This window comes from Altererythrobacter sp. CAU 1644 (genome assembly GCF_029623755.1).
GTDB classification, from domain to species: Bacteria; Pseudomonadota; Alphaproteobacteria; order Sphingomonadales; family Sphingomonadaceae; genus Erythrobacter; species Erythrobacter arenosus.
The window spans coordinates 1,754,576-1,779,124 of sequence record NZ_CP121106.1 but is presented as its reverse complement, the minus strand read 5'-3'; the positions used below and the strand labels follow the sequence as shown (position 1 = coordinate 1,779,124).

The following is a 24,549-nucleotide window of genomic DNA, read 5'->3' as shown; positions in this document are numbered from 1 at the left end:
AACGGATTGGTGAGCGGGCCTCTCGAATTGCCGAAACGCTTTACCTCAGCACGGATATTCCCAGGTGGTTCCGCGCGCGAGGTTCTCTGATGCGAACTTCCAGTTGAGCTTGTGATCGATCACCGCTTCGAGGTAGGCGGGGCGCTTGTTCTGGTGGTCGAGGTAATAGGCGTGCTCCCATACATCGATCGTCAGCAGCGGGTTGAAGTCGCTGTCGGCCAGCGTGTCGCCATCGTGGGTTTCCTCGATCGAAAGCTTGCCGTCCTTTTCGGCCAGCCAGACCCAGCCACTGGCGAAGTGGCCCGCGCCACGATCCTTCAGTTGCTGCTTCAATTCATCCAACGAGCCGAAAGCGTCGTCGATCATCGCCTTGAGTTCGTCCGAAGGCGAGCCGCCGTCTGCGGCCATGGAGTGCCAATAGAATCCGTGATTCCAGCTCTGCGCCGAGTTGTTGAATAGCCCCTGGTTCGAACCTCGCGCACCCGCGATAACCTCTTCCAGCGATTGGTCGCCGTCCACCGCCGCATTGGTCTTGTCGATATAGGCCTGGTGGTGCTTGCCATGATGAAACGAGAGGGTTTCCGCCGAAACCGCCGGATCGAGCGCATCGTCGGAATAGGGGAGAGGCATCAGTTCGAAAGCCATGATTGCTCCATTAAGTGCAGTGATTGAACGTCCTAGGCTAGAACGCTCGGACAGGGGATTGGTTGCAATTCTTATGCGAAATCAGCGCTAGTCTGCGGGGCCCACACGATCAACGGCGCTCGCCACCGCCACGTTCATCGTGACATTGCCCAGCGTGCGCATGATGTCGGGCAACATCTCGACCGCAACCAGCAGCGCGAGGGGTTCGATGGGAACGCCCATCGCCAGCGCAATCGGCCCCACCGAGATCACGAAGCTGATCGAGCCCGGCAGGCTGACCGAACCGATCGAGATGATGAAGGCGACCGCGATCCCTGCTGCGAGCAGCATCGGGTTGAGTGTCACGCCTGCAAGATGCGCGACATAGACGGCTACCGCCATGTTCATTGCCGGACTGGTTGCCCGGAACACCGCCACAGCCAGCGGTAACACGAATTCCGACGTGCTCTGCCGCAGCCCGAGACGATTCGAGCTGTCGAGCATGGCCGGCAAGCTCGCCAACGAGCTCTGGGTCGAAAGCGCGACGGCCTGGGCCGGAATCATGGCCTGCGCGAATGCCAATGGCGATTTCCTGCCGACGAAGAACGCCACCAGATAGGCGCCGAACAGGACGACCAGGCCCATCGCGGAAACCACCAGGATGTAGTGGGCCAATGCGGCGAATGCGCCGCCTCCGCTGCGAGCAGCCACCCCAAGGGCAAGCGCGAAAACGCCGATCGGCGCCACCCACAACACCCAGCCGATGATGATGAGCATTGCATTGCCGAGCGCGTGGAACAGGCCGAGCAGACTCGCACGCTGCCCCTCCGGCAGCCGCGTGATTGCGATTGCCAGGACGGCGAAGAAGATCGTCAGCGGTAGCATCGCCGTGTCCGCCGCCGCCGCGATCACATTGGAGGCCACGAGCGAGGTCACGAAATCGCCAAGGCCCGGCAATTGCTGTTCGCCCTCGGGCACTTCGGAAAGGAACCCTACTGCAGATGTGGGGATCGGAAAGACTTCGAGCAGCAGCGGCATGAGGACCGCGGTCGTCAACCCGCTCGCGATGAGGATAATGAACACCAGGGTGACAAACCGCCGCGCCGCCGCGCCTGCCCGCGCCGCACCCACCATCTGGGCGATACCGAGCACGAGCAGGCTGGCGACCAGCGGAATGATCGTCATCTGGAGCGCACGCAGCCACAGCGTCCCGATCGGCTCTGACACCACCAGGATCCGATCGATGAATGCGGTCTGTCCCAGCAAAGCACCGAGCGCCAACCCCGCCACGAGGCCGAGGAATGTCCACACCACCGGCAGGCGGATGGTGACCAGTTCGAAACGCTCTGCAGGCTGACTTGTCAAAACTGTCCCCCTCCCCTTCCCTTCGGGCGATAACCGCGCCAGAAGCGACTGGCAATCTGGCGGGTCCCAACCATGCCCGCCGCTCGATCGACAAGGGACGCATTGAAGCGATGGTACGCAAGTTTTTCGGCACCGACGGAATTAGGGGCCGCACCAATCAGGATGTGATGACCGCCGCGATGGCCATGCGTGTGGGGCAGGCGGCTGGCGCGCATTTTGTTCGCGGCGACCACCGCCACCGCGTCGTGATCGGCAAGGATACACGACTCTCGGGTTACATGATGGAGAGCGCGCTGGTGGCCGGATTTACCAGCGTCGGCATGGACGTGATCATGACCGGTCCGCTGCCCACGCCCGCTATCGCACTCCTCACCCGCGAAATGCGCGCCGACCTGGGCGTGATGATCTCCGCCAGCCACAATCCCTATGAGGACAACGGGATCAAGCTGTTCGGACCCGACGGCTTCAAGCTGTCGGATGAAGACGAACTGGCTATCGAGGCGCTGCTCGAACAGGAACCGCGTCTGGCCGACGCAACCAGGATCGGTCGGGCTCGCCGCATTGACGATGCCCGCGGCCGCTACATCCACGCAGTCAAGCAGTCGGTATCGGATGACACCCGATTCGACGATCTCAAGGTGGTGGTCGACTGCGCGAACGGCGCCGCCTACCAAGTGGCCCCTTCCGCGATCTGGGAGCTTGGTGCCGAAGTGGTGACGATCGGCGTCACCCCCAACGGCACCAACATCAACGACAAGGTCGGTTCCACTTCGATCGAGGCGCTACAGGCCAAGGTCGTCGAGGAAGGCGCTCATATCGGGATTGCACTCGATGGGGATGCCGATCGCCTGATCGTCGTCGATGAGAAGGGCCAGAAGGTCGATGGCGACCAATTGATGGCGCTGATCGCTACCCGCATGGCGGAAAAGGGTTCGCTGCGTGGCGGCGGAGTGGTCGCCACGGTGATGTCGAACCTAGGGCTCGAACGCTATCTGCAGAGCCAGGGGCTGACGCTCGAACGCACCAAGGTTGGCGACCGTTACGTTTTGGAGCGCATGAAGGAAGGCGGCTTCAACCTCGGCGGCGAGCAGTCGGGGCACATGATCCTGCTCGATCATGCGACGACCGGCGACGGTACGGTTGCCTCAATGCGCGTACTCGCCAGCCTGGTTCGCTCGGGCCAGCCGGCAAGCGAAATGCTCCACCTGTTCGATCCGGTCCCGCAACTGCTCAAGAATGTCCGCTACTCCGGCGGAAAGCCGCTCGAGGACGGCAATGTCCAGCGCGTCATCGCCGATGCGGAAGCTGAACTGGAAGGCAAGGGTCGGCTCGTTATCCGCCCGTCGGGCACCGAACCGGTCATACGCGTAATGGCCGAAGGGGACGACGAGGCGCAGGTCAAAGCGGTGGTCGACCGCATTTGCAAGGCAGTGGAGGAGGCAGCCTGATGCTTGAAATGCGCCCCGACTGCGAGCGTTGCGGAACCGATCTCCCTGCGGAGACGCCTGGCGCCTTCATTTGCAGCTTCGAATGCACCTTCTGCGTCACCTGCGCCGAAGAGCTCGATGATGTGTGCCCCAATTGCGGCGGTGAATTGATGGACCGTCCGACCCGGGCGAAGAAGCTGCATGAGAAATATCCGCCTTCGACCGAGCGGAAATTCCAGGGGTGACCAAAGCGCCGCCCCGCATTCTCTCGATCGCCGGCTCCGACAGTTCGGGCGGTGCCGGGATCCAGGCCGATATCAAGACCATCACCATGCTGGGTGGTTACGCGATGACAGCGATCACGGCCGCCACCGCACAGAACAGCATCGGGGTGCAGGCAATCGCGCCGATGTCAGGCGAATTCGTCGCGACGCAGATCGCCTCCTGCGTCGGGGATATCGGTGTCGATGCGATCAAGATCGGAATGCTCCACGACAGTGAGATCGTGAGCAACGTCGCGCTTGCCCTGGAGAAGATCGATCCTGCCGTTCCCGTCGTGCTCGATCCGGTCATGATCGCCACCTCGGGCGCCGCGCTGATCGCTCCCGATACCGTGGCGATGCTGCGCGACATGCTGTTTGGGCGCGCTACCATCATTACCCCCAATCTGCCCGAACTCGAGCACCTTGCCGGCCGCAATTTGCGCACGGTCGAATTGATGCGCGAAGCCGCGCTGGAAATGGCCGAAAAGCACGGCTGCTACGTCCTCGCGAAGGGCGGCCATACCGAGGATAACCGGGTGATCGACACGCTCCTGGGCCCTAATGGTGAGCGCGCGGTCGCTTTCGACCATGCTCGGATCGACACCCCCCATACTCACGGAACCGGCTGCACCCTGTCGAGTGCCATCGCCACCATGCTCGGTCACGGGCAACCGATGGAGCACGCGGTGCGATTGGCCCGGCAATTCGTCTATCGCGCGATCGAACTTGCACCCGGTTTTGGCGAGGGCAACGGGCCGCTCGGCCATCAAGCCGTCAGGAAGCTGTGATCAGCAATCGAGGTCGTAGAATTCGGCGATGTGACACCAGGCATCCTCGGCCGTTTCACACCAGCGGAACAATTCGAGATCGCGCTTCGAAATAGTCCCTTCCTCCGCAATCGCCTCGAAATTGACGACCCGGCTCCAGAAATCCTTGCCGAACAGCAGGATAGGGATCGGCTTCATCTTGCCGGTCTGGATCAGCGTCAGTAGCTCGAAGAACTCGTCGAAGGTTCCGAACCCGCCCGGAAATACCGCCACTGCACGTGCGCGTAACAGGAAATGCATCTTGCGTAGCGCGAAGTAGTGGAAATTGAGCGAGAGATAGGGCGTGACATAGGCATTGGGAGCCTGTTCGTGCGGCAGGATTATATTGAGGCCGATCGACTCCGCCCCGGCATCCGATGCGCCCCGATTGGCCGCTTCCATGATCGAAGGGCCGCCGCCCGAGCAAACGACGAACTGGCGCTTGCCGTCCTCGACGATTGATTTCTCGCTCGCCAGCTTGGCCAGCTTGTAGGCTTCCTCGTAATACTTCGCCTTGGCGGCGAGGTTCTTTGCGACGAGTTGGTCGTACTCGCTGTCATTCTTCGATGCTTCGAGCCTCGCCTCAGCCTCTTCGGGCGAAGGAATGCGCGCCGATCCATACACCACGAGCGTCGAGCCCACGCGCGCTTCATCGAGCAGCATCTCGGGCTTGAGCAGTTCTAGCTGGAATCGCACCGGGCGCAGCTCGTCGCGCAGCATGAAATCGGTGTCGCGGAAGGCCAGACGATAGGCCGGGTGCTGCGTCTGGGGAGTTTCGTGCGGTCCAGCGTCGTGAAAGGCGGCTTCCTGGCTGGCGGCGTAAAACTTGCGATCGGTCAGATCGCGATCCGAATGCTTCTTATCCATTGCTCCGGCCCTAGGGCGCGGCGCTGGCATCGGCAAGATGTCTTGATCGTTGCGAGCGGCTGGCTGCCGCCATATGGTCCAGCCGGAGAGGGGAGAGGCTTGGCCGAATTTCCGACACGGCCGGACGAAATCACGCCCGCATGGGTGGAAGAAGCCCTGCGCGCGTCAGGAGCGCTCACCCGAGGAAAGATCGCTGCACTGACTTGGCAAGCCATCGGCACCGGGCAGGTCGGCGACAGCGCCCGCTTCACCATCACCTACGCCAGCGAGAGCGACGGTCCGCAAACGGTCGCGGCCAAGTTCACCGCTGCCGATGCCACCAGCCGCGCGACGGCGGCGATGTTCGGCCTCTACCGCAAGGAGGTGATGTTCTACGGCGCCGCCGCACCCCTGCTCGACGTGCGCGTACCGCAAGTCTTCGCCTCGCACCTGAGCAAAGACGGTGAGGAATTCATCCTGCTGTTCGAGGACCTTGGGCCCGCGCGTGGAGGCAACCAACTCGATAGCTGCGGAATCGCCGATGCCCGCCATGCCATCCGCCAGGCGGCCGCGACCCACGCGCCAAGCTGGGGCAGGACGGAGATTATCGAGGCCGAGTGGCACAAGCCGCCGCCCGATATCGGTGTCCGCATTGCCGCGCTCTACCCGCAAGCGCAGGCGGTGTGGCGTGAGCGCTATGCCGAGGCTCTCGAATCCCAATACATGCAGATCTGCGAATTATTGGCCGAATGCGGCGCGATCTGGTTCGAGCGCAACCAGCCGCCGCAATGCCTTGTCCATGGCGATTTCCGTCTCGACAACATGCTGTTCGACATTCGCGGCGGTGCCGAACCCATCGCCATCCTCGATTGGCAAACTGTCACTGCCGGAAATGCCATGACCGATATCGGGTATTTTCTCGGCTGCGGCATCGGCGACGGGTTACGCAGGGGTCACGAGAACGAACTGCTCGACCTCTATTGCGAGGATATGACCGCACGCGGCGTCCCGCTGACCCGTGATGCCATTTGGGACGATTACCGCATCGGCGCGCTGCATGGCCTCTCGACGGCGGTGTTCAGCGCGGCCTTCGTCGAGCGCACCGAACGCGGCGACGCCAATTTCCTGTCGATGGCGCGGGGGGCTTGCGCGCTGGCGCTCGAACATGACAGCATCGGCGCCTTGAAGGAGAGAGCTTGAGATGGTCCTGACCAGGGGAGACGACTACCCGCTGCACCAGACGCCGGAGCCGATCGCCTTCGCCGGCACCGATCGCAATTTCTACGATCGCTATTTCTTCAACGGCTACGCGCCCGACGGCAGCGGGTTCTTCGCTGCGGCCTTCGGCGTCTATCCGCAACTCGATATCGCAGACGCCCATTTCAGCTTCATCCGCGGCGGCTCGCAATTCAGCCTCCATGCGAGCATCGAGTTAGGCATGGAGCGGATGGCGCTGCGCTGCGGCCCGATATCGATCGAAGTGCTCGAGCCACTTAACCGGCTACGGCTGGTGGTCGAGCAAAGCGAGGGTATCGTCGCCGACATCACCTTTACCGGCCGCTCCTTTCCGATCGAGGAGCCACGCTTTATGCATCGCCAGGGCGCGCGTGCCTTCATGGATTACACCCGGATGACCCAGAACGGTCACTACGAGGGATGGATTTCACTGGATGGCGAGAAGGTCGATCTGGCCGAAGGTACCGCGGGGACGCGCGACCGCAGCTGGGGGATCAGGCCCATCGGTGCGCGCGACCCGCAGCCGATCCCTGGCGCGCCTGTGCCAAGCTTCTTCTGGCAATGGATCCCGGTGAATTTCGACGACGGCAGCCTGTTCTTCCACGTCAACAATGATGCCCATGGCGAACCGTGGAACACCCGCGCCGCCTGGGCGCCCGACGGGGCGAGTGCAAGCCAGTTGGCCGAAGGCGAAGGCAGCATGCGCACGCGGTTGTCGTCGGGAACGCGCTGGCCTTCGGGCGGGACGCTGTCGCTGGCCCTGCCGGGTGGGCCCGAGCAAGTCACGTTCGAGCCGCTCGGCAGGTTCCAGATGCGCGGGCTCGGCTACACGCACCCGGTCTGGGGTCACGGGATGCACCACGGCGCGCTGAAGGTCGAGCGGGAGGATCTCGACCTGGACGACCTCGACCCGCTGGCACTCGAAAACCTCCACGTGCAGATTCCCGTGCAGGTGCGCGGCGGCGAACGCGATGGTATCGGCGTATTCGAACAGCTCATCCTCGGGCCGTTCTCGCCGCTCGGGCTTAAGGGAATGCTCGGTGCTGGCTAGGATAAAAGGATAGGATAGGGTTGCGGCACATGTCCGATTTTCGCGGAAAGGCAGCCAGCCTTTACCCTTACTCGGTACCCATCATTCTGACGGGGCTGATAAGCGCAATTGCATCCATCCTCCCAACGAATACCAATGAATACGACTTTCCCCCTTTTATTGTTTTCGCATTCTACACCTTCGTGCTGATCGTAATCTGCCGCCCGCTGTGGTTGGTTTTTTCCCGTCATCCAGAACCTACCAAGCAGATTCTTACGGATATCAAAGACCGCTGGCCGTGGCTGATCGCCTGCCTCGTAAGCGGTTTCTCGCTTGCCCAGACCGTGGACATGGTCATGAGAATAAAGGTGATCATTCCCGAATTGGTCCCGTTCTACGCCGATCCAGTTTTTCTCAAGATGGATAGGATTCTCTTCTTCGGTCAGGATGCCTGGCGGATTAGCCACGCAATTATTGGTACGGGTCTTACACGACTACTTGATCAGATTTATGTTGGCTGGCACTTTTTCCAAGTTGCCCTTTACGTATTCGCTACAGTCAACACAAATCGTATGTTGCAACTCAGGGTCGTAATCACTGTCCAGCTTTGCTGGATATTTCTTGGTGGTGCGATGGCTTTACTGGCCTCATCTGTGGGGCCATGCTTTTACAAGGAATTTTACGGCGCCGAGACATTCACTCCCCTACTGACAACTCTTGAAGAAAAAGGTGCTGACTGGGCAATTCTTGGCTTTTCCTATCTCTTGGATCCGGATTCTGGAATAGGTGCCGGAATCTCCGCAATGCCGTCCATGCATGTTTCCATCGCGACTATCTTCGCCTTGGTGTTGAGAGACTGGAAGCCTAGCTACCAAGTTTTCGCTTGGCTCTATGCCCTGATAATCTTCTTGGGTTCGTTTCACCTCGGATGGCATTATGCCGTAGATGGAATTGTCGCGGCGCTTGCTACAGGAGCCATCTGGGTTGCCACAGGTAAATTGGTCGATCACGTAGGCCGTCACCCAGAGCGGGCAACGAACGGGCAGAATAGGAATTAAGGGATTGCTCGACGGCGCCTGAAGCGCAGCCCCCGGTCAGAACCAGGCGCGCAATCCTAAGAGCAGCTTGATACCGTCAGGGTCTTCGCCGTTGGCGCGCGCGATGTCCGCCGTCTCACCAAGCTTGGCCTCATACTCCACGCCGATATAGGGCGCGAACTCGGGCACGATTTCGTAACGCAAACGCAGTCCGGACTCGATCTTGGTCAGGCCCCCACCGATTTCGCGTTCGGGGATGTCCTGCAGGCTGGCTTCCAGTTCGATACGAGGCTGGAGGATCAGCTGCTGTGTGATCTTTTGGTCGTATTCGCCCTCGATCCGCGCGGTCAAATCGCCGCGATCGGACAGGAAGGCCGCTGCATCGACATGGAACATGTAGGGCGCCAGCCCCTGCACACCGATAACGAAATGACTACGGGTTTCAGGTTTGAGATCGAGGCGGACGCCCGCCTGCAGGTCGAAGAAGGGGCCGATCGCGCGGCTATAGAGCGCCTGCACCTCGGCATCTTCGACTTCGCCCGAGAATTCACCTTCGCCTTCGCTCTTGAGCACGAAGCGGACGAGATCACCGCCGTACCAGGCCTGCGCGTCCCACAGAAATCCCTCGTCCCCACCTTCGGCGGGGATGCGCGCCTCAAGCCGTTCGAGCATGATCATGCCGGTGGGCATGGCGCCGTGCATGCGGTGGTTTTCAGCGCGGGCAGCGGCCATGGCTTCGGCGCCCCAGATCGCATCGGCGGCGTGCTGCGGCCCTTCGAAGGCGCGCGGTGGGATCGCATCTTCCGGCGCTGCGCCGGAAGCGGACTTATCGACCATGGGCATGGCGTGCTGCGAATGGTCCATCGCGCCGGTATCGCCCGCTTCTTTCATCGCGCCGTGCTGCGAGTGGTCCATTTGCGAATGGTCCATCGGTTCGGATGCCGGAGCAGCCTCTTCCTTTGGCGGACATTGCTCAGGCGGTAGGTGCCCCATGGCGCAGTGGTCCATCGCCGGCGCATTGGCCGGCATCTGGTGGCCAGAATGGTCTTGTGCCGCGGCGGGCACGGCCAGCAGCGAAGCGGAAGCGAGCAGCAGGGCGCGCATCATGCTTCTCCCCCAACGGGGAAGGGCCGCACGGTCACCACCTGCATCATGCCCGCGTGCATGTGGTAGAGCAGGTGGCAGTGGAAGGCCCAGTCGCCCGGCTCGTTGGCGGTCAGGTCGAAGGTCACGGTTCCACCGGGCTGCACGATCACCGTGTGCTTGAGCGGCTGGTGCATGTGATCGGCGCCGTTGACCAGTTCGAAGAAGTGGCCGTGCAGGTGGATCGGGTGGGCCATCATCGTGTCGTTGACCAGCTTGACCCGGACGCGCTCGTCGAAGCCGAAACGGATCGGATCGTCCGTGACGGCGGAGAATTTCCTGCCGTCGAAGCTCCACATGTAGCGTTCCATGTTGCCGGTGAGATGGATCTCCATCTCGCGCTCTATCTCGCGGTGCGGATTCATCCGCTTGGCCTTGAGGTCGGTGTAGCGCAGCACGCGGTGCTTGACCTGGTCGAGCCCCAGGCCGGGGAAGTCCATCCGGTCCATCGGCATGGGTGCGACCATGTCGACGCCGGGGCCGACCTTGACGTCGCCCGGCAACTTCGACGTGTCGCGCATGCTGTGATCCATGCCGCCCGATGCCGCCATGTCGTCGTGGCCCATCGCGGCGTGGTCCATCATGCCCATGTCGGTCATGCTCAGCGTCACCGGCTCGCGCAGCGGCGGCGGGGTGGCGATGTGGCCGGCATGCGAGGTGAGGCTGGCAACGCCCATCCCGCTGCGATCCATCGCTTCGGCTACTAGGGCATGGCTGCCTTCGGGCGGGGTGACGATCACGTCATAGGTTTCGGCAGTCCCGATCTGGAATTCGTCGACCACCACATCGTCGACCGGCTGGCCGTCGGCCTCGATCACCGTCATCGGTACGCCGGGAATCCGCAGGTTGAAGAAGGTCATCGCGCTGCCGTTGATGATGCGCAGGCGCACCCGCTCACCCGGCTTGAAGGCCAGCTGGAGATTGTCCGCCGGCCCGTGGCCATTGATGAGGTAGGTATAGGTCGCGCCGGTCACGTCGGAGATATCGCGCGGATTCATCCGCATGGCGCCCCACATGCGGCGCATTTCTCCCGACATCTCGCCCTCGGTTGCGGTCTGCATCTGGCGGTTGAAGTAGTGCTCGCCGACCTTGAGCTTGCGCGCGATCTCGTGCGGATGCAGCGGGGTGAATTCGCTCAGCAGCACGACGTAATCGCGGTCGTAGCGCGGATCGGGCTCGGCGCTCTCGATCACGATCGGGCCATAGTGGCCAGCCTGCTCCTGCAGGCCCGAATGCGAGTGCCACCAATAGGTGCCGCTCTGCCGGATCGGGAATTCATAGGTGAAGGTCTCACCCGGCTTGATTCCCGGGAAGCTCACGCCTGGCACACCGTCGAACTGGAATGGCAGCAGCAGCCCGTGCCAGTGGACCGAGGAATCTTCGCCGAGATTGTTGGTGACATGCAGCCGCACGTCCTGACCTTCGCGCAGCCGGATCATCGGGCCGGGAACCGTACCGTTGACCGCAATCGCATGGCCCGACCGTCCGCCAGTGCCGAAATGATGATCGGCAATTGTCAGGCGGATGTCTTCGCCTGAAAGCTCGCCGAAACCCCGCCGCGCGTGGGTGAGCGAGCCACCCTTGGCCCAGGCCGGGAGCGGCAACGCGCTCGCTGCGGCAAGGCCGACGGTGCTAGTGATGAGGCGGCGGCGGGACAGGTTCAGTTTTGGGCTGGACATAGGGCCTTCTTGAATGAATCGTCGCGCGCCTATATATACCCCCCCAGGGTATTTAAAAGGACTTTCTCCGATGGGCGAACAATCCGCCGCCAAGATCAGGCGCCTCAACCGCATTGCCGGGCAGGTGCGCGGCGTCGCGCAGATGATAGAGGACGATCGCTATTGCATCGATATTCTCCACCAGATCCAGGCGATCCGCTCTGCCCTGGCCAAGGTCGAAAGCCAGGTGCTCAAGGACCACGCCGCCTGCTGCGTCCATGAAGCGATCGCCAGTGGCGACGAGGCCGAGCAGAAGCAGAAGTTCGAGGAACTCGTCGACCTGCTCGAACGCACCCGCAAGTAAGGCTCGACCATGACCACTACCAAGACCGCCACCCTGTATCGCATGGTGATGCCCGATCACCTGTGCCCCTCCGGTCTCAAGGCCAAGTGGCTGCTCGAGCGCGAGGGTTTCAAGGTCGAAGACCACCCGCTCACCTCACGCGCGGAGACCGATGCCTTCAAGGCCGAGCATGGCGTTGAAACCACGCCGCAGGCTTGGATCGATGGGGAGCGTATCGGCGGCTATACCGACCTGCGCCGTCACTTCGGCCGCAAGCTGCTCGCCAAGGGCGAGACGACCTATCGCCCGGTGATCGCGCTGTTCGCAATGACGCTGCTGATGGCGCTGGCTGCGGGCTTCGTTGCGACCGGACAGGCCGTTTCGATCCTTGCTGCCGAATGGTTTGTCAGCTTTTCCATGTGCGCGCTCGCCTATCTCAAGCTGCGCGATGTCGAGAGCTTCTCGACGATGTTCCTCAATTACGACCTGCTGGCGCGGCGCTGGGTGCCTTACGCCTATATCTATCCCTTTGCCGAAGGTCTTGCGGGCGTTCTGATGACTGCGCACTGGCTCGACTGGATCTCGATCCCGGTTGCGCTGTTCATCGGTTCGGTCGGCGCAGCGAGCGTGTTCAAGGCGGTCTATATCGACCGGCGCGAACTCAAATGCGCCTGCGTCGGCGGCGACAGCAATGTGCCGCTCGGCTTCGTTTCACTGACCGAGAACCTGTTCATGATCGGCATGGCGGTCTGGATGCTGATCAAGCCCGCACTGATGTAGGGGCCACGCGAGCCCAATTTTCAATAAGACGAGTGCGGTTTGGATGCCCCGTGAGGATTCGAACCTCAATTGACGGAGTCAGAGTCCGTAGTCTTACCATTAGACGACGGGGCAACAGCATCGCGGGGGCAGCGCCACCTGCGAGCGAGGCGTGCATCTAGTTTCGCGCGCGCCGCAGGTCAAGGCCGCTCTCGCCCAATCGCGCCCCCAACTTGCCCCGATCACCGCAATTGGCTAGCATCGCTCCCAAGTCCTCGTGCCGCTTGGGTACGAGAGGAAAAGAAAGTACTGATTATGGCGGATTATTCTCCGCCGGACGCCAACAGGAGGGCTGGCGGAAGAAGGAACGGCAGGTCCGGCAAGGTAGCCGATTTTCGCTACAAACGTTCCTCGCAGCCCGGCAAGAACCGAGGGCCCGCACAAGATCGGGCCGAAGTACGCGATTCTTCGCCAAAAGATCGACCGCAGCGCACGAAACACCGCGAATCGGCCCGCACGCCGGTTGCGCGGCAGCCCATTCGCAAGACGGGCGGCCCGCACCCGCGCCAGGCCTATGCCGCGCTCGACCTCGGCACCAACAACTGCCGGCTGCTGATCGCCCGCCCCTCGGGCGACGGGTTCACCGTCATCGATGCCTTCAGCCGGGTAGTGAAACTGGGCGAGGATCTGGCCAGGACCGGCAAGCTGTCCGACGCGGCGATGGAACGCACGCTCGGCGCGCTGTCGATCTGCGCGGAGAAGCTGCGGCGCCGCAACGTCTACCTCGCGCGCTCGGTCGCGACCGAGGCGTGCCGCCGTGCCGCCAACGGCCCCCAGTTCATCGAACGTGTCCGCCAGGAAACGGGCATCGCGCTCGACATCATCAGCGCGGAGGAGGAGGCCCGGCTGGCAGTGCTCGGCTGCCATATCCTGCTCGAACAGGGTAAGGGCCCCGCGGTCATCTTCGACATCGGTGGCGGCTCGACCGAGCTTGTGCTGCTCGAACCCGGTGGCCGGGTGCCGCGCATCCTCGACTGGCTGAGCGTACCCTGGGGAGTGGTCTCGCTGACCGATACCGTCGGGCGCAGTGAGGGCGATGCCGGTGCACGCGCAGAGCGCTATGCCAGGATGCGGCAGGTGGTTGGCGAGAGCTTCGCCCCCTTTGCAGAACGGATCGCGGCGGCAGCGAAATCCGATGATATTCGCCTGCTCGGCACCAGCGGCACGGTAACCACACTCGCCAGCCTCCACCTCGAACTGCCGCAATACGACCGCAAGGCGGTCGACGGCCTGATCGTGCCCAGCGAAGCGATGCGCGGAATCAGCGCGCGCCTATCGGGCATGTCGCAATCGGAACGCGGGGAACTGCCCTGCATCGGCCAGGACCGGTCCGAACTGGTGGTCGCCGGATGCGCTATCCTCGAATCGATCCTCGACATCTGGCCCGCCGACAAGCTGGGCGTGGCCGACCGCGGTATCCGCGAAGGCATCCTGCGCAGCCTGATGGCATCCGAACTTCAGCGCCCTGAATCCGGGACCGGCGACAGGGCGGCGAAGTGAGCCGCTCGGGGCGCAATCCGGACAAGCGGGTCAAGACTGCCAAGCGGCGCACCGCATCCTCGACCCGCTGGCTCGAGCGGCAGCTCAACGATCCCTACGTCAGGCAGGCCAAGGCCGAGGGCTACCGCAGCCGCGCGGCCTACAAGCTGCTCGAGCTCGACGAGAAATTCGACCTGCTCCGCGGCGTCAGGCGGGTGGTCGACCTCGGCATTGCCCCGGGCGGGTGGAGCCAGGTGGTGCGCAAGGTCGCGCCCAAGGCCGCGATCGTGGGAATCGACCTGCTGCCAACCGATCCCATCGAAGGGGTGACGATCTTCGAGATGGATTTCATGGACGATGCCGCGCCTGCGGCGCTCGAAGGAGCTCTCGACGGCCCGCCCGATCTGGTAATTTCGGACATGGCGGCGAACACAGTGGGCCACAAGCAGACCGATCACCTTCGCACCATGGGCCTGGTCGAAGCGGCCGCGTGGTTTGCGATCGAGAATCTCGAGAAGGGCGGAGCCTTCGTCGCCAAGGTACTGGCGGGCGGGACCGACCAGGAATTGCTGACCCTGCTCAAGCAGAACTTCGCCAGCGTCAAACACGCCAAGCCACCGGCGAGCCGCAAGGGCTCTTCCGAATGGTACGTGATTGCGCAGAAATTCAAGGGGCGGGACTAACTGCCCCTGGGTATTTGCTCAGGCTTATTCGGCCTCGGCTGCGGCTTCCGCCTCTTCCTGGACTTCCAGCTGCGCTTCGGCGCTGGCTTCGGCATCGACCGGCTCGCCTTCGGCGGCGGGTTCTTCAACCGCAGCCGGTTCAGGCTTGGCCGGGGCACCGCCCATGGTTTCCATGTAGAGCATCAGGTTGGCGCGGTCTTCCGCCTTGCCGAGACCGGCGAAGCTCATCTTGGTGCCGCTGGCGAACCCCTTGGGGCTCTTCAGCCATTCGTCCATGTTCTCCCACGACCAGTTGCCACCGTGGTCGGCCAGTGCCGAGCTATAGGCGAAACCGGGAACATGCGAACCGATCGGAGTGCCCATCACCCCGAACAGGTTGGGACCGATGCCATTGGCGCCACCCTGGTTGATGGTGTGGCAAGCCGTGCACTTGGCAAACACCTTCTCGCCTGCGACCGCGTCGCCGCTCGCCAGCAGCGTACCGAGATCCGGGCCAGCATCGCCGCCACCGCCTTCTTCGACGCCCTCGATGAAGAAGCCCGGGGTTTCCGGACCTTCATGGCTATCGGCATGGAAATACTTCCCGCTGAGGATCGAGGCGCCCAGCGCGACGATGCCGGAAAACAGCACCCAGCCGGCGATAGTGTTGAAGCGATCTTGCATGGTCAGATGTAGTCCGCGAGTTGTGTTGCGCAATTGCGCGAGGCTCTAGTCGCGAGAGGCGCAAGGTGCAAGGGCGATGGTAGCATCATCCGTTGCAAGCTACGCAACTGGGCTTGCGGCCTCCCTCGCGCGCCTCTAGCAGCGCCTTGATGCACAGCTTTCCCGCCCCTGCCGAAGCAATGGTCGAGACCATGCGCGAATCGGCCGCCGCCGAACCCGCCCGCGCGATCGCGTTCCAGGGCTCGCCCGGTGCCAACTCGCACCGCGCTGCAATGGAGGCCTGCCCCGACTGCCTGCCCCTGCCCTGTTTCAGCTTCGCCGACGCGCTCGAGGCGGTGAAGACCGGCAAGGCGGGGAGCGCGATCATCCCAATCGAGAATTCGCAGCACGGGCGCGTGGCCGACATCCACTTCCTGCTGCCCGAAAGCGGGCTGTCGATCGTCGGCGAGCATTTCATGCCGATCGACCATGCATTGATGGGGCTGGGCGACGGGCCGTTCGAGGCCGCCTACAGCCATCCGCAGGCGCTCGGCCAGTCGCGACACTTCCTGCGCGAGCGGGGCATCGTGCCGATGAGTTATGCCGATACGGCGGGCGCCGCCGCCTATGTCGCGGAGAAGGGCGATCCGGCGCTCGCCGCGATCTCGCCCCCGATTGCGGCCGAACTCTACGGTCTCAAGATCGTCGAAGAGCATGTGCAGGATTCGCCCGACAACATGACCCGTTTCGTGATCCTGGCCAGGGACGCCAACGATCCCGCATCCTTCGACGGCGAGAGCACCATCACGACTTTCATCTTCGAGGTGAAGAACATCCCGGCGGCACTCTACAAGGCCATGGGCGGGTTCGCGACGAACGGCGTCAACATGACCAAGCTCGAAAGCTACCAGAAGGGCGCCAGTTTTGCGGCAACCATGTTCTATGCCGACATCATCGGTGCCCCGGGCGACCCGCGGGTCGATCGTGCGCTCGAAGAACTTGCCTTCCACAGCAAGGAATTGCGCTTGCTCGGCACTTATCGCCAGGGCCGCAAACGCGGCGACCAAGCGGTTGATTGAGCGCGCGGCGCTGTTGCACACGCAGCGCTTGCATGCCACCACCAGCGCCGAATGACGACGGGATCGGCGATTGCGACAGCGGGGGAGACCGCGGCCACTTCGGGGGCCGAAGGGTCGTCCGCTTGGCGCAAGCTGCGGGCCGACGAGGATATCCAGTTCGAGCCGGTCAATATTCCCGAGGTTCCGCCCGAACCGCCCGGCTGGTTCCAGAAGTTCCTCGAATGGCTGGGCGAAGTCATCGGGCCGCTTGGCGGGTTCATCGCGCGCAGTTGGCCAGTACTCCAATGGATGCTGCTGGCGCTCGCGGTCGCGCTCATACTCTACATGCTCTACCGCACTTTCGGCCCCACCCTGGGGCTGTCGCGAAACGGCGAGAGCGAGGATGAGATCGAGGAATGGCGCCCGGACCAGCAGGAAAGCCTCACCCTGCTCGAGGACGCCGACCGGCTCGCTGCCGAGGGCCGCTTCGACGAGGCGACGCACCTTCTGCTCAAGCGCAGCGTCGGGCAGATCGCCAGCGCACGGCCCGACTGGGTCGAACCATCGAGCACGGCGCGCGAACTGGCCACGCTCGAACCTCTTCCCGAGGCCGCGCGCAGCGCGTTCGGGGTAATCGCCGCACGGGTCGAGCGCAGCCTCTTTGCCCTGCGCCGCCTCGAACGGTCGGATTGGGAAGCGGCGCGGGCCGCCTATGCCGACTTTGCGCTCGCGAAGATCGGCCACCGCCAGCTTGACCGGGTGCGCGGATGAACGCGCGTCGCTCCTCGCCCTTCAGCATTCGCACCGTGTTGGGCCTGGTGCTGTTCGGAGCAATCGCCTTTATCGCGATGCTCTATTTCATCGGTGCGGGCGACACCGGCAAGGGCGGCAACGATGGCCGCGCGCATGCTGCCTCGAACGGGCTCAACGGGTTTTCCGGTTTCGCCAAGCTGCTCGAACTCGAGGGCTACGACGTCAATGTCTCGCGCTCCCCTTCGGGGCTCGATACCTACGGCCTCCTCGTACTGACCCCGCCCAGCTATTTCGATGCCGAAGAACTCGCCGAATTGCTCGAGAAACGCGAGGATTACGGCCCCACCATCGTGATCCTGCCGAAATGGTACGCCTCGCAGATCCCCAAGCGGCTGCCCAAGAAGGTGCGCGAGCAGATGGACGTCGAGATCAAGGACGGCTGGGTCCGGCTCAATGGAGCGCAAGCAGGCGACTGGACGAAGGATCTTCCCTCGCCTTACGGCTTCACCTCTACGGGCGAAACGCTCGAGGCAGGCGACGGCCGGCAATGGGAAGGCATGGGCTTACGCGGCAAGCTCCCGAGCGGCTCGTTGGTCTATGCCGAGAGCTCGAACGTGCACGAGCCGCTCGTCAGCGATGCGGCCGGACACGTGCTCGCACTGAGCGTCCTCGGCGAAGAAGGAAGCGACTATTACGAGAATGCGCATTGGGCGCTCTTCGTGGTCGAACCGGACCTGTTGAACAATTACGGACTGGCCGAGGCGGCCAATGCGCAACTGGCGACCGCGATCATCGACTATGTCCGCCATCAGGATAACAAGAGCGTCACTTTCGACCTGACGCTCAACGGTTTCGGTGGCGAAGCCAACCTGCTGACCCTCGCCTTCACTCCGCCATTCCTGGCCGCGACCCTGTGCATGATCCTTGCCTTGCTGGTGATCGCCTGGCGCGCCTTCATGCGGTTCGGGCCGGCGCGAGCGGAAGGCCCGGCGATCGCTTTCGGCAAGCAGCGTCTGATCGCCAATGGTGCCGGCTTGATCCTGCGCGGCAGGCGGTTCGGGCTGCTGACTACGCCCTACGTTGCACTGATGGCGCGGCGGCTGCAGGCGAGGCTGGGGCTGGTCAAGCCCGACCACGGCATGATCGACCAGGCGCTGGCCCATCGCCTGCCCCAGGACGAGCCCTTTACCAATCGGGCGGCCGCGCTCCGTAAGGCCCGCCGCCCATCCGAAATCCTGCGCGCCGCCGAGGCGCTTCACGAGCTTGAGAGGAAACTGATCCAATGAGCGATGCCGCAACCATGTCGCTGGCCGAATTGCGCGAGCTGGCGGGCGCGATCCGGAGCGAGGTCGACAAGGCGATCATCGGGCAAGACGCGATGGTCGATCTGCTGCTGATCGCGATGGTGAGCGAAGGGCACGTGCTGCTCGAAGGTCCGCCGGGCACCGCCAAGACCTTCCTCGCGCAGAGTTTCGCCACCGCGCTGGGGCTCGATTTCGGACGCATCCAGTTTACCCCCGACCTGCTGCCGGGCGATATTCTCGGCTCCAACCTGTTCAATTTCCAGACCAGCCAGTTCACGCTCACACGCGGGCCGATTTTCTGCGAATTGCTGCTGGCCGACGAGATCAACCGCACCCCGCCCAAGACCCAGGCTGCGCTGCTCGAAGCCATGCAGGAGAGGCGGTTGACGCTCGACGGCGAGACCCACACGCTGTCGGACCGGTTCATGGTGGTGGCAACGCAGAACCCGATCGAGAACCAGGGCGTTTACCCGCTGCCAGAAGCGCAGCTCGACCGGTTCCTATTCAAGCTGCTGGTCCCCTACCCCGAGGAAAGCGAAGAGGCTGAGATCGTCAAGCGCTATGGCCAGCGCCAGGGGCCGCCGCGTCCCGCCGACCTCGGCGTTAGCGCGGTCGCCGACACGACCCGCCTTGCTGCCGCAAGCGCCGCCATCGGACAGGTGACGGTGGCCGAGGAAATCGTCTCCTACGTGGTTAGGCTCGTGCGCGGTACTCGAAAGCATGCCGAGCTCAGCGTCGGGGCAAGCCCCCGTGCCGCCGTGCTGCTGGCCAATGCCGCCCGCGCTCGCGCCGCGCTCGACGGGCGCGACTACGTGATCCCGGACGACGTGAAGGCGCTCGCCGTGCCGACCCTGCGCCACCGCCTGACTCTCAGCCCTGCAGCCGAAATCGAGGGCCGGGACCTCGAGGCACTGGTCGCCGAACTGGTCGAAAGCACCGAGGCGCCGCGCTGACCACATGCGACTTCCGCGCCTCCCTGCCCTGCCGGTTGTCCCGACCCAGCGTACTGCATGGATCGCCGCAGCCGCGGCGCCGATCGCGCTGGTAATTGCAGCGAGCGCGCCGCAGGCCTGGATCGTCGCGCCAGCCGCCGCGCTGGCATTGCTGCTCGTGGTGGTGCTCGACGGGTTGCTGGCGGGCAAGCTCGCGGTGTGGGAGCTTGCCGCACCTGCCGACACCGAGGTCGGCGAACCGACTCCACTGACCCTGCGTTGCCAGTTCGCTTCGGGCGTCCCGACCCGAATCGATGGCGCACTCGAATTCGATCCGCGGCTGGACCAGGGCGGGCGAGCAGAATTTACCTTGCGCGCCGATCCAGAGGCGCAAGGCTATCGCGGCATCCATCACGCCCAGCCCACTAGACGCGGCACCGCCGCAATTACCCACGCCTGGCTACGCTGGACCGGCCCGCTCGGGCTTGGCGCGAGGCAGGTCGAGCGCGAGCAGACCGAAGAGATCCGAATCTGGCCCGACCTTTCGCCGGTGCGGTCGAGCGAATTGCAGACCTTCCTGCGCGACGCGCAATTCGGCCTCATCGCGCGGCGCATTCGCGGCGAAGGCACCCAGTTCGAGGCGCTGAGCGAATATGAGCCGGGGATGGACCGCCGCCGGATCGACTGGAAGGCGAGTGCCCGCCACACGCGACTCTACGCCCGCGAGAACGAGAGCGAGCGCAACAACCAGATCGTCTTCGCCTTCGACTGCGGCCAGGCCATGTGCGAGCCGGTCGACGGCCTGCCGCGCATCGACCGGGCGGTTTCAGCAGCCCTCACCTGTGCCTATGTCGCGCTCAAGAGCGGCGACCGGGTGTCGCTGTTCGGCTTCGCTCAGCGGCCCGAGGTCGTGACTCCGTTCATCAACGATGCCCGCGCGTTTCACCGGTTGCAGAGCGCCGCCGCGGGGCTCGATTACCATTCGGCCGAACCCAATTTCACATTCGCGCTGGCAACTCTCACGGCGCGGCTCAAGCGCCGCTCGCTGATTGTGCTGTTCTCCGACTTTGCCGACCCTACGGCCGCCGAACTGATGGTCGAAAGCGTCGGTCGGCTGGTCGACAAGCACCTCGTCCTGTTCGTCACCATTGCCGATACGGAGGTCGAGGAATTTACCGCCGCGGAGCCTGCCGACCTGGCGACGCTCGCGCGCAGTGTCACGGCTGACACGCTCGCCCGGCAACGCGCGCTCGTGCTCCAGCGCATGCGCCGCCTCGGCGTCGATGTGATCGAAGCGCCGTGGGATCAGATCGGCTATCGCCTGATCGACCGCTATTTCGCGATCCGCCGCAGCGAGGCGATCGGATGAAGGCCCCGGTTATCTCCAGCTGGTTCGGCAGGCGCGAGATTGCTCCGCCCCCGGATATCGAGAGCGCGGCGCTGCGCTCCGACCGCTTCCGGCTCGAGCGCGAGGGCGACTGGCGACGGTTGGAAGACATCCTGCGCCGCATGGAAGGCGGCTCGCTGCGCCGGGTGAGCGATCAGGAATTGCTCGAACTGCCGACGCTCTATCGCACCGCGGCATCGAGCCTGTCGGTGGCGCGCGAAACATCGCTCGACCGCGCGACGCTCGATTATCTCGAATCGCTGGTTCAGCGCGCCTGGTTCCAGGTTTACGGCCCGCGCCAGGGGTTGTTTGCATGGCTGCGCAGCTTCCTGCTCGGCGGATGGAGCCGCGCCGTCCGCGAGATCTGGCTCGACATCTGCATCGCGGCCTTCGTGATGGTGGCGGGAACGATCGTGGGGTGGCTGCTCGTGGCGCAGGACCAGGAGTGGTACTATCGCCTCGTCCCGACCCAGTTTACCGACACGCGTGTGCCGGGGGCGAGCCGCGAAGTACTGATGGAATCGCTGTCGACACAGGAGGACGCAGCAGGTCTGTCGACCTTCGCGGCCTCGCTGTTCAGCAACAATGCCGGCGTCTCCATCCTGGCCTTCGCACTCGGCTTTGCCTTCGGCATCCCTTCGCTGCTGCTGATGGTCCACAACATGGCGGTGCTGGGCGCCATGATGTGGCTGTTCGCGGGACAGGGGCTCGAACTGCAATTCGCAGCCTGGTTGTCGGTCCATGGGACGACCGAGATCTTCGGCATCATGCTGGCGGGTGCCGCGGGCCTTCACATCGGAAGATCGATGGCATTTCCGGGCGATCGCACGATCCTCACCGCCGCATCGGAAGCCGGCAAGCGCGGGGCGATGGTAATGACCGGGGTAGTCATCATGATGGTGATTGCCGCAGTGCTCGAGGCCTTTCCCCGCCAGTTGATCGGCGGGATGGAAGATCGCTTCATGATAGGCGGCACGATGCTGGTGCTGTGGCTCGTCTATTTCTTCGTCTATCACCCGGTCGAACGCGGGGGTGACGCATGAGCGGCGCTGTCATGACAAGCGTCGTGACCGACAAGCGCCGCCGCGAGATGGTGACGCCCGAGGGGGTGACCGTGCCGATCACCGTCGCCTCGCGCGGGGCGCGGATCGGCGCGTTGATGCTCGATTTCACAATCCTCTTCTTCGGTTTCATGGTCTTCAACCTGCTGATGATCTGGATCTTCGGCGGGCTGGTGGACGAGCTTGTCGAGGGCGTCGAGGAGGATGTGACGGGGGCAGGCGAATTCCTCGTCATTCTCTACATCATCGTGCTTTTCCTCGCGCGCTACGCCTATTTCCTGGTCTTCGAACTCGGGCCGCGCGGCGCAACGCTGGGCAAGCGGATCACCGGCATCCGGATCGCGACCCGCGACGGTGGGCGGCTGACGGCCGAGGCGGTGATCGCGCGTAACCTGCTGCGCGATATCGAACTGTTCATGCCGCTCATTTTCCTGCTGGTCGCACCCAGCGGCGAGGCGGGCAGCGCCGGTCTGGCAGGCCTCGCCTGGTTCCTCCTGTTCATGGCCTTCCCCTTCTTCAACAAGGACGCGATGCGGGCAGGCGACGTGATTGCGGGGACCTGGGTGGTCGAGGCTCCGAGGGCCAAGCTCGCCGACACGCTTTCGACCCAGGGCGGAGCGACGGGATCCAGCGACCTCACCGGCGTATGTTACGAATTCGGTGAGCGGGAACTGTCGATCTATGGCGAGCACGAATTGCAAACGCTCGAGCGGGTCCTGCGCGATGGCCAGCAGGAAGCGCTGGTCGCTGTGCACGACACCATCTGCCGCAAGATCGGCTGGAACCCCGGCGCGGGGGACGAGCGCGCCTTCCTCGAGGCCTATTACGCACAACTGCGTGCGCGGCTGGAAGGCGACATGCGTTTCGGCAAGCGCAAGCGGGACAAGTTCTCGTGATCGCCTATCGCGTGGAGACCGGCGATCTGACCGATCCCGCCATCCTGGACCTACTACGCCTGCACCTGGACGAGATGTACCAGTGGTCCCCGCCCGAATCCGTCCATGCGCTGCCACCGGAAAAGCTGGCCGAGCCGGGCGTGACCTTTTTCGCCGCGTGGGACGGCACAAGCCTGGCAGCAGTCGGCGCGTTGAAGGAACTCGATGCCGAACGCGGCGAGCTCAAATCGATGCGGGCTGCCCCTGGCTATCGCGGCAAGGGCGCAGGAGAAGCCATCCTGCTCCACCTGATCGAGGAAGCAAGGCGACGCGGCTATCGCTGGCTGGGGCTTGAGACCGGCCGTCCGGAGCCGTTCCAGCCCGCCGCCCGTCTCTATGCCAAACATGGCTTTCGCGAATGCGGCCCGTTTGGCGACTATGTGTCGGACGTATTCAGCATGTTCATGTCGATCGATCTGTGATTTCCCGACCTGAGGGCATCTCGAGGCTGGTTGCGCGATCAAAGTTATCCACTGATCCGGTGGGATAATTTCCGCGTTCCGTAGCGTCATGGTAGGCTCGCCGCCTCACTCATTGGGGGAGAGAGCCAATGGATTGGAAATACCGCTTCGACCAGGAAGTGGCTGTGCAACTGGCCGAGAAGATCGGCCTCGCACTCGTCGCGCTGCTGGTCACCTGGGCACTGGCACGGGCCGCAAAATGGGCCTTCGCCAAACTGGTCGACAATGTCGATTTCTTCAAACGCGGCACGGGCAGCGGCACTTCGCTGGGAGAGTCGCTGGGCAAGATCGTTTCGCTGCTGATCTGGCTGTTCGGCCTGCTGGTGGTCCTCAACATCCTCGAGCTCGGGGGTGTGGATGGTCCGATCGAAAGCCTGCTGCAGAATGTGGTTTCGTTCGTGCCCAACCTGCTGTGGGCCGGTCTGATTTTCTTCATCGGCATGATGGTGGCGCGGATCGTCCGCGATATCGTGGTGACCGCGCTGGAAACGGTCGATTTCGACAAATGGGCCAATCGCGGCGGCGTCGACAACGTCACCGGAAACAGCGCCATCAGCAAGACCATCGGCACGATCGTCTATGTCCTGATCGCTATACCGGTCGCCATTGCCGCGCTGGAGCAGCTGGGGATCGAGTCGATTTCCGAACCGGCCAGCGACATGCTGCGGATGATATTCAACGCCATTCCGAACATTATCGCCGCGGCGATCCTGCTCGGCATCGGCTATCTCATCAGCAAGTTCGCGGTGCAGATCATCAAGGAAATCCTGCCCGGGCTGGGCGTCGACAGGGCCCTTGCCGAAAGCGGGCTGGTTTCCGAAGGAACGACAGCTTCGGGCATCATTGCCCGCGTGGTGCAGGTCGCCATCGTGCTGTTTTTCGCCATTGCCGCGACGAGGCTGCTGGGCTTTCCTGAACTGACCCGGATCCTCGACCAGCTGCTCGAACTTGGCGGCCGGGTGATATTCGGCGCAGTGGTGATCGCCTTCGGCTTCCTGATTGCCAACCTGCTCGCGCGCCTGATCGGCGGTGAGAGCGGGGAAGGAACCGCAGCCATGATCGTGAAATGGGCGACCATCGTCCTGTTCGTTTTCATGGGCCTGCAGTTCACCGGCATCGGCGGAATGATCCCGGCCAATGCGCTGACGATCATCATCGCCGGCATCGCGGTGGCTGGCGCGCTCGCCTTCGGCCTTGGTGGCCGCGAATGGGCAGCACGCAAACTGGACGAACTGGACCGCAAGACCCGACCGTAAT

The 24,549-nt window shown here is 63.5% G+C and carries 25 protein-coding genes and 1 tRNA gene; 19 read left to right on the top strand and 7 right to left on the bottom strand.

All coding sequences use genetic code 11. From position 1 onward, the window contains the following. Positions 1–45: 45 nt before the first annotated feature. The gene (locus tag P7228_RS08825; RefSeq protein ID WP_278014874.1) at positions 46–645 is read right to left on the bottom strand and encodes a superoxide dismutase; all 600 of its coding nucleotides are present in this window, start codon (positions 643–645) and stop codon (positions 46–48) included. Between the two features lie 87 nt (positions 646–732). After that, positions 733–1,989, bottom strand: coding sequence for a dicarboxylate/amino acid:cation symporter (locus tag P7228_RS08820; RefSeq protein WP_278014873.1), 1,257 nt, complete (start codon positions 1,987–1,989; stop codon positions 733–735). 110 nt (positions 1,990–2,099) lie between these two features. Between P7228_RS08820 and glmM the strand changes: the two genes are divergently transcribed. The 3 genes from glmM to thiD are packed head-to-tail and all read left to right on the top strand — an operon-like array spanning position 2,100 to position 4,467. Further along, entirely contained in the window at positions 2,100–3,437 is a 1,338-nt protein-coding gene (glmM, locus tag P7228_RS08815) for a phosphoglucosamine mutase (RefSeq protein WP_278014872.1), read from the top strand. Then, positions 3,437–3,661, top strand: coding sequence for a DUF1272 domain-containing protein (locus P7228_RS08810; protein WP_278014871.1), 225 nt, complete (start codon positions 3,437–3,439; stop codon positions 3,659–3,661). Before glmM ends, P7228_RS08810 begins: the two co-directional genes overlap by 1 nt. Continuing rightward, complete coding sequence (gene thiD, locus P7228_RS08805) at positions 3,658–4,467, top strand: bifunctional hydroxymethylpyrimidine kinase/phosphomethylpyrimidine kinase (protein WP_278014870.1); 810 nt, start codon at positions 3,658–3,660, stop codon at positions 4,465–4,467. The genes P7228_RS08810 and thiD overlap by 4 nt, the downstream gene beginning before the upstream one ends. Here the strand turns inward: thiD and P7228_RS08800 are convergent, their stop codons facing one another. Further along, positions 4,468–5,352, bottom strand: coding sequence for an LOG family protein (locus tag P7228_RS08800; RefSeq protein WP_278014869.1), 885 nt, complete (start codon positions 5,350–5,352; stop codon positions 4,468–4,470). Between the two features lie 99 nt (positions 5,353–5,451). Between P7228_RS08800 and P7228_RS08795 the strand changes: the two genes are divergently transcribed. Genes P7228_RS08795 through P7228_RS08785 form a run of 3 tightly spaced genes read left to right on the top strand, consistent with a single transcriptional unit; the run spans position 5,452 to position 8,655 of the window. Beyond that, a complete protein-coding gene (locus tag P7228_RS08795) occupies positions 5,452–6,531 on the top strand; it encodes a phosphotransferase family protein (RefSeq protein WP_278014868.1) in 1,080 nt (359 codons plus the stop codon). Position 6,532: 1 nt separating this feature from the next. Continuing rightward, the gene (locus tag P7228_RS08790; protein WP_278014867.1) at positions 6,533–7,618 is read left to right on the top strand and encodes an Rv3169 family protein; all 1,086 of its coding nucleotides are present in this window, start codon (positions 6,533–6,535) and stop codon (positions 7,616–7,618) included. 29 nt (positions 7,619–7,647) lie between these two features. Continuing rightward, positions 7,648–8,655: a phosphatase PAP2 family protein gene (locus P7228_RS08785; protein ID WP_278014866.1), complete on the top strand. Its 1,008-nt coding sequence runs from the start codon at positions 7,648–7,650 to the stop codon at positions 8,653–8,655. A 36-nt stretch (positions 8,656–8,691) separates the two neighbouring features. Here the strand turns inward: P7228_RS08785 and P7228_RS08780 are convergent, their stop codons facing one another. Together P7228_RS08780 and P7228_RS08775 are read right to left on the bottom strand one after the other, a co-directional pair. Further along, positions 8,692–9,741 carry a copper resistance protein B gene (locus P7228_RS08780; RefSeq protein WP_278014865.1) on the bottom strand — a complete coding sequence of 350 codons (1,050 nt, stop codon included), beginning with the start codon at positions 9,739–9,741 and terminating at the stop codon, positions 8,692–8,694. Then, complete coding sequence (locus tag P7228_RS08775) at positions 9,738–11,456, bottom strand: copper resistance system multicopper oxidase (RefSeq protein ID WP_278014864.1); 1,719 nt, start codon at positions 11,454–11,456, stop codon at positions 9,738–9,740. Before P7228_RS08775 ends, P7228_RS08780 begins: the two co-directional genes overlap by 4 nt. A gap of 70 nt (positions 11,457–11,526) precedes the next feature. Between P7228_RS08775 and P7228_RS08770 the strand changes: the two genes are divergently transcribed. Both P7228_RS08770 and P7228_RS08765 read left to right on the top strand, forming a co-directional pair. Next, the gene (locus P7228_RS08770) at positions 11,527–11,799 is read left to right on the top strand and encodes a metal-sensitive transcriptional regulator (protein WP_278014863.1); all 273 of its coding nucleotides are present in this window, start codon (positions 11,527–11,529) and stop codon (positions 11,797–11,799) included. A gap of 9 nt (positions 11,800–11,808) precedes the next feature. Then, the gene (locus P7228_RS08765; protein ID WP_278014862.1) at positions 11,809–12,558 is read left to right on the top strand and encodes a MauE/DoxX family redox-associated membrane protein; all 750 of its coding nucleotides are present in this window, start codon (positions 11,809–11,811) and stop codon (positions 12,556–12,558) included. A 40-nt stretch (positions 12,559–12,598) separates the two neighbouring features. Here the strand turns inward: P7228_RS08765 and P7228_RS08760 are convergent. Continuing rightward, positions 12,599–12,672, bottom strand: a tRNA-Gln gene (locus P7228_RS08760). Positions 12,673–12,852: 180 nt separating this feature from the next. On the opposite strand from P7228_RS08760, the gene P7228_RS08755 reads away from it, so the two are divergent. Both P7228_RS08755 and P7228_RS08750 read left to right on the top strand, forming a co-directional pair. After that, complete coding sequence (locus P7228_RS08755; RefSeq protein ID WP_278014861.1) at positions 12,853–14,097, top strand: Ppx/GppA phosphatase family protein; 1,245 nt, start codon at positions 12,853–12,855, stop codon at positions 14,095–14,097. Next, positions 14,094–14,759, top strand: coding sequence for an RlmE family RNA methyltransferase (locus tag P7228_RS08750; RefSeq protein WP_278014860.1), 666 nt, complete (start codon positions 14,094–14,096; stop codon positions 14,757–14,759). Before P7228_RS08755 ends, P7228_RS08750 begins: the two co-directional genes overlap by 4 nt. 24 nt (positions 14,760–14,783) lie before the next feature. Here the strand turns inward: P7228_RS08750 and P7228_RS08745 are convergent, their stop codons facing one another. Then, positions 14,784–15,422, bottom strand: a complete 639-nt coding sequence (locus P7228_RS08745; protein WP_278014859.1) for a c-type cytochrome — start codon at positions 15,420–15,422, stop codon at positions 14,784–14,786. A gap of 149 nt (positions 15,423–15,571) precedes the next feature. Between P7228_RS08745 and P7228_RS08740 the strand changes: the two genes are divergently transcribed. The 9 genes from P7228_RS08740 (at position 15,572) to P7228_RS08700 (ending at position 24,548) form a co-directional block, all read left to right on the top strand. Next, positions 15,572–16,480 (top strand): prephenate dehydratase, encoded by a 909-nt coding sequence (locus P7228_RS08740; protein WP_278014858.1) that lies wholly within the window; start codon positions 15,572–15,574, stop codon positions 16,478–16,480. 51 nt (positions 16,481–16,531) lie between these two features. Continuing rightward, the gene (locus P7228_RS08735) at positions 16,532–17,230 is read left to right on the top strand and encodes a hypothetical protein (RefSeq protein ID WP_278014857.1); all 699 of its coding nucleotides are present in this window, start codon (positions 16,532–16,534) and stop codon (positions 17,228–17,230) included. Then, entirely contained in the window at positions 17,227–18,498 is a 1,272-nt protein-coding gene (locus P7228_RS08730; RefSeq protein ID WP_278014856.1) for a DUF4350 domain-containing protein, read from the top strand. The genes P7228_RS08735 and P7228_RS08730 overlap by 4 nt, the downstream gene beginning before the upstream one ends. Continuing rightward, a complete protein-coding gene (locus P7228_RS08725) occupies positions 18,495–19,469 on the top strand; it encodes an AAA family ATPase (protein ID WP_278014855.1) in 975 nt (324 codons plus the stop codon). The genes P7228_RS08730 and P7228_RS08725 overlap by 4 nt, the downstream gene beginning before the upstream one ends. Positions 19,470–19,473: 4 nt before the next feature. After that, positions 19,474–20,817, top strand: coding sequence for a DUF58 domain-containing protein (locus P7228_RS08720; RefSeq protein WP_278014854.1), 1,344 nt, complete (start codon positions 19,474–19,476; stop codon positions 20,815–20,817). After that, positions 20,814–21,878, top strand: a complete 1,065-nt coding sequence (locus P7228_RS08715; RefSeq protein WP_278014853.1) for a stage II sporulation protein M — start codon at positions 20,814–20,816, stop codon at positions 21,876–21,878. The genes P7228_RS08720 and P7228_RS08715 overlap by 4 nt, the downstream gene beginning before the upstream one ends. Continuing rightward, the gene (locus P7228_RS08710; RefSeq protein WP_278014852.1) at positions 21,875–22,792 is read left to right on the top strand and encodes an RDD family protein; all 918 of its coding nucleotides are present in this window, start codon (positions 21,875–21,877) and stop codon (positions 22,790–22,792) included. The genes P7228_RS08715 and P7228_RS08710 overlap by 4 nt, the downstream gene beginning before the upstream one ends. Next, on the top strand, positions 22,789–23,253 hold the full coding sequence (locus P7228_RS08705; RefSeq protein ID WP_347402830.1) for a GNAT family N-acetyltransferase: 465 nt from the start codon (positions 22,789–22,791) through the stop codon (positions 23,251–23,253). Before P7228_RS08710 ends, P7228_RS08705 begins: the two co-directional genes overlap by 4 nt. A 128-nt stretch (positions 23,254–23,381) precedes the next feature. Beyond that, positions 23,382–24,548, top strand: a complete 1,167-nt coding sequence (locus P7228_RS08700; protein WP_278014851.1) for a mechanosensitive ion channel — start codon at positions 23,382–23,384, stop codon at positions 24,546–24,548. The last annotated feature ends 1 nt before the right edge of the window (position 24,549 follow it).

Bases quoted from the DNA above. Each gene is read 5' to 3' on its own strand.
- P7228_RS08825 (WP_278014874.1), bottom strand. From the start codon at position 645: ATGGCTTTCGAACTGATGCCTCTCCCCTATTCCGACGATGCGCTCGAT.
- glmM (WP_278014872.1), top strand. From the start codon at position 2,100: ATGGTACGCAAGTTTTTCGGCACCGACGGAATTAGGGGCCGCACCAAT.
- P7228_RS08810 (WP_278014871.1), top strand. From the start codon at position 3,437: ATGCTTGAAATGCGCCCCGACTGCGAGCGTTGCGGAACCGATCTCCCT.
- P7228_RS08800 (WP_278014869.1), bottom strand. From the start codon at position 5,352: ATGGATAAGAAGCATTCGGATCGCGATCTGACCGATCGCAAGTTTTAC.
- P7228_RS08790 (WP_278014867.1), top strand. From the start codon at position 6,533: ATGGTCCTGACCAGGGGAGACGACTACCCGCTGCACCAGACGCCGGAG.
- P7228_RS08785 (WP_278014866.1), top strand. From the start codon at position 7,648: ATGTCCGATTTTCGCGGAAAGGCAGCCAGCCTTTACCCTTACTCGGTA.
- P7228_RS08780 (WP_278014865.1), bottom strand. From the start codon at position 9,741: ATGATGCGCGCCCTGCTGCTCGCTTCCGCTTCGCTGCTGGCCGTGCCC.
- P7228_RS08775 (WP_278014864.1), bottom strand. From the start codon at position 11,456: ATGTCCAGCCCAAAACTGAACCTGTCCCGCCGCCGCCTCATCACTAGC.
- P7228_RS08770 (WP_278014863.1), top strand. From the start codon at position 11,527: ATGGGCGAACAATCCGCCGCCAAGATCAGGCGCCTCAACCGCATTGCC.
- P7228_RS08765 (WP_278014862.1), top strand. From the start codon at position 11,809: ATGACCACTACCAAGACCGCCACCCTGTATCGCATGGTGATGCCCGAT.
- P7228_RS08755 (WP_278014861.1), top strand. From the start codon at position 12,853: ATGGCGGATTATTCTCCGCCGGACGCCAACAGGAGGGCTGGCGGAAGA.
- P7228_RS08745 (WP_278014859.1), bottom strand. From the start codon at position 15,422: ATGCAAGATCGCTTCAACACTATCGCCGGCTGGGTGCTGTTTTCCGGC.
- P7228_RS08740 (WP_278014858.1), top strand. From the start codon at position 15,572: ATGCACAGCTTTCCCGCCCCTGCCGAAGCAATGGTCGAGACCATGCGC.
- P7228_RS08735 (WP_278014857.1), top strand. From the start codon at position 16,532: ATGACGACGGGATCGGCGATTGCGACAGCGGGGGAGACCGCGGCCACT.
- P7228_RS08730 (WP_278014856.1), top strand. From the start codon at position 17,227: ATGAACGCGCGTCGCTCCTCGCCCTTCAGCATTCGCACCGTGTTGGGC.
- P7228_RS08725 (WP_278014855.1), top strand. From the start codon at position 18,495: ATGAGCGATGCCGCAACCATGTCGCTGGCCGAATTGCGCGAGCTGGCG.
- P7228_RS08720 (WP_278014854.1), top strand. From the start codon at position 19,474: ATGCGACTTCCGCGCCTCCCTGCCCTGCCGGTTGTCCCGACCCAGCGT.
- P7228_RS08715 (WP_278014853.1), top strand. From the start codon at position 20,814: ATGAAGGCCCCGGTTATCTCCAGCTGGTTCGGCAGGCGCGAGATTGCT.
- P7228_RS08710 (WP_278014852.1), top strand. From the start codon at position 21,875: ATGAGCGGCGCTGTCATGACAAGCGTCGTGACCGACAAGCGCCGCCGC.
- P7228_RS08700 (WP_278014851.1), top strand. From the start codon at position 23,382: ATGGATTGGAAATACCGCTTCGACCAGGAAGTGGCTGTGCAACTGGCC.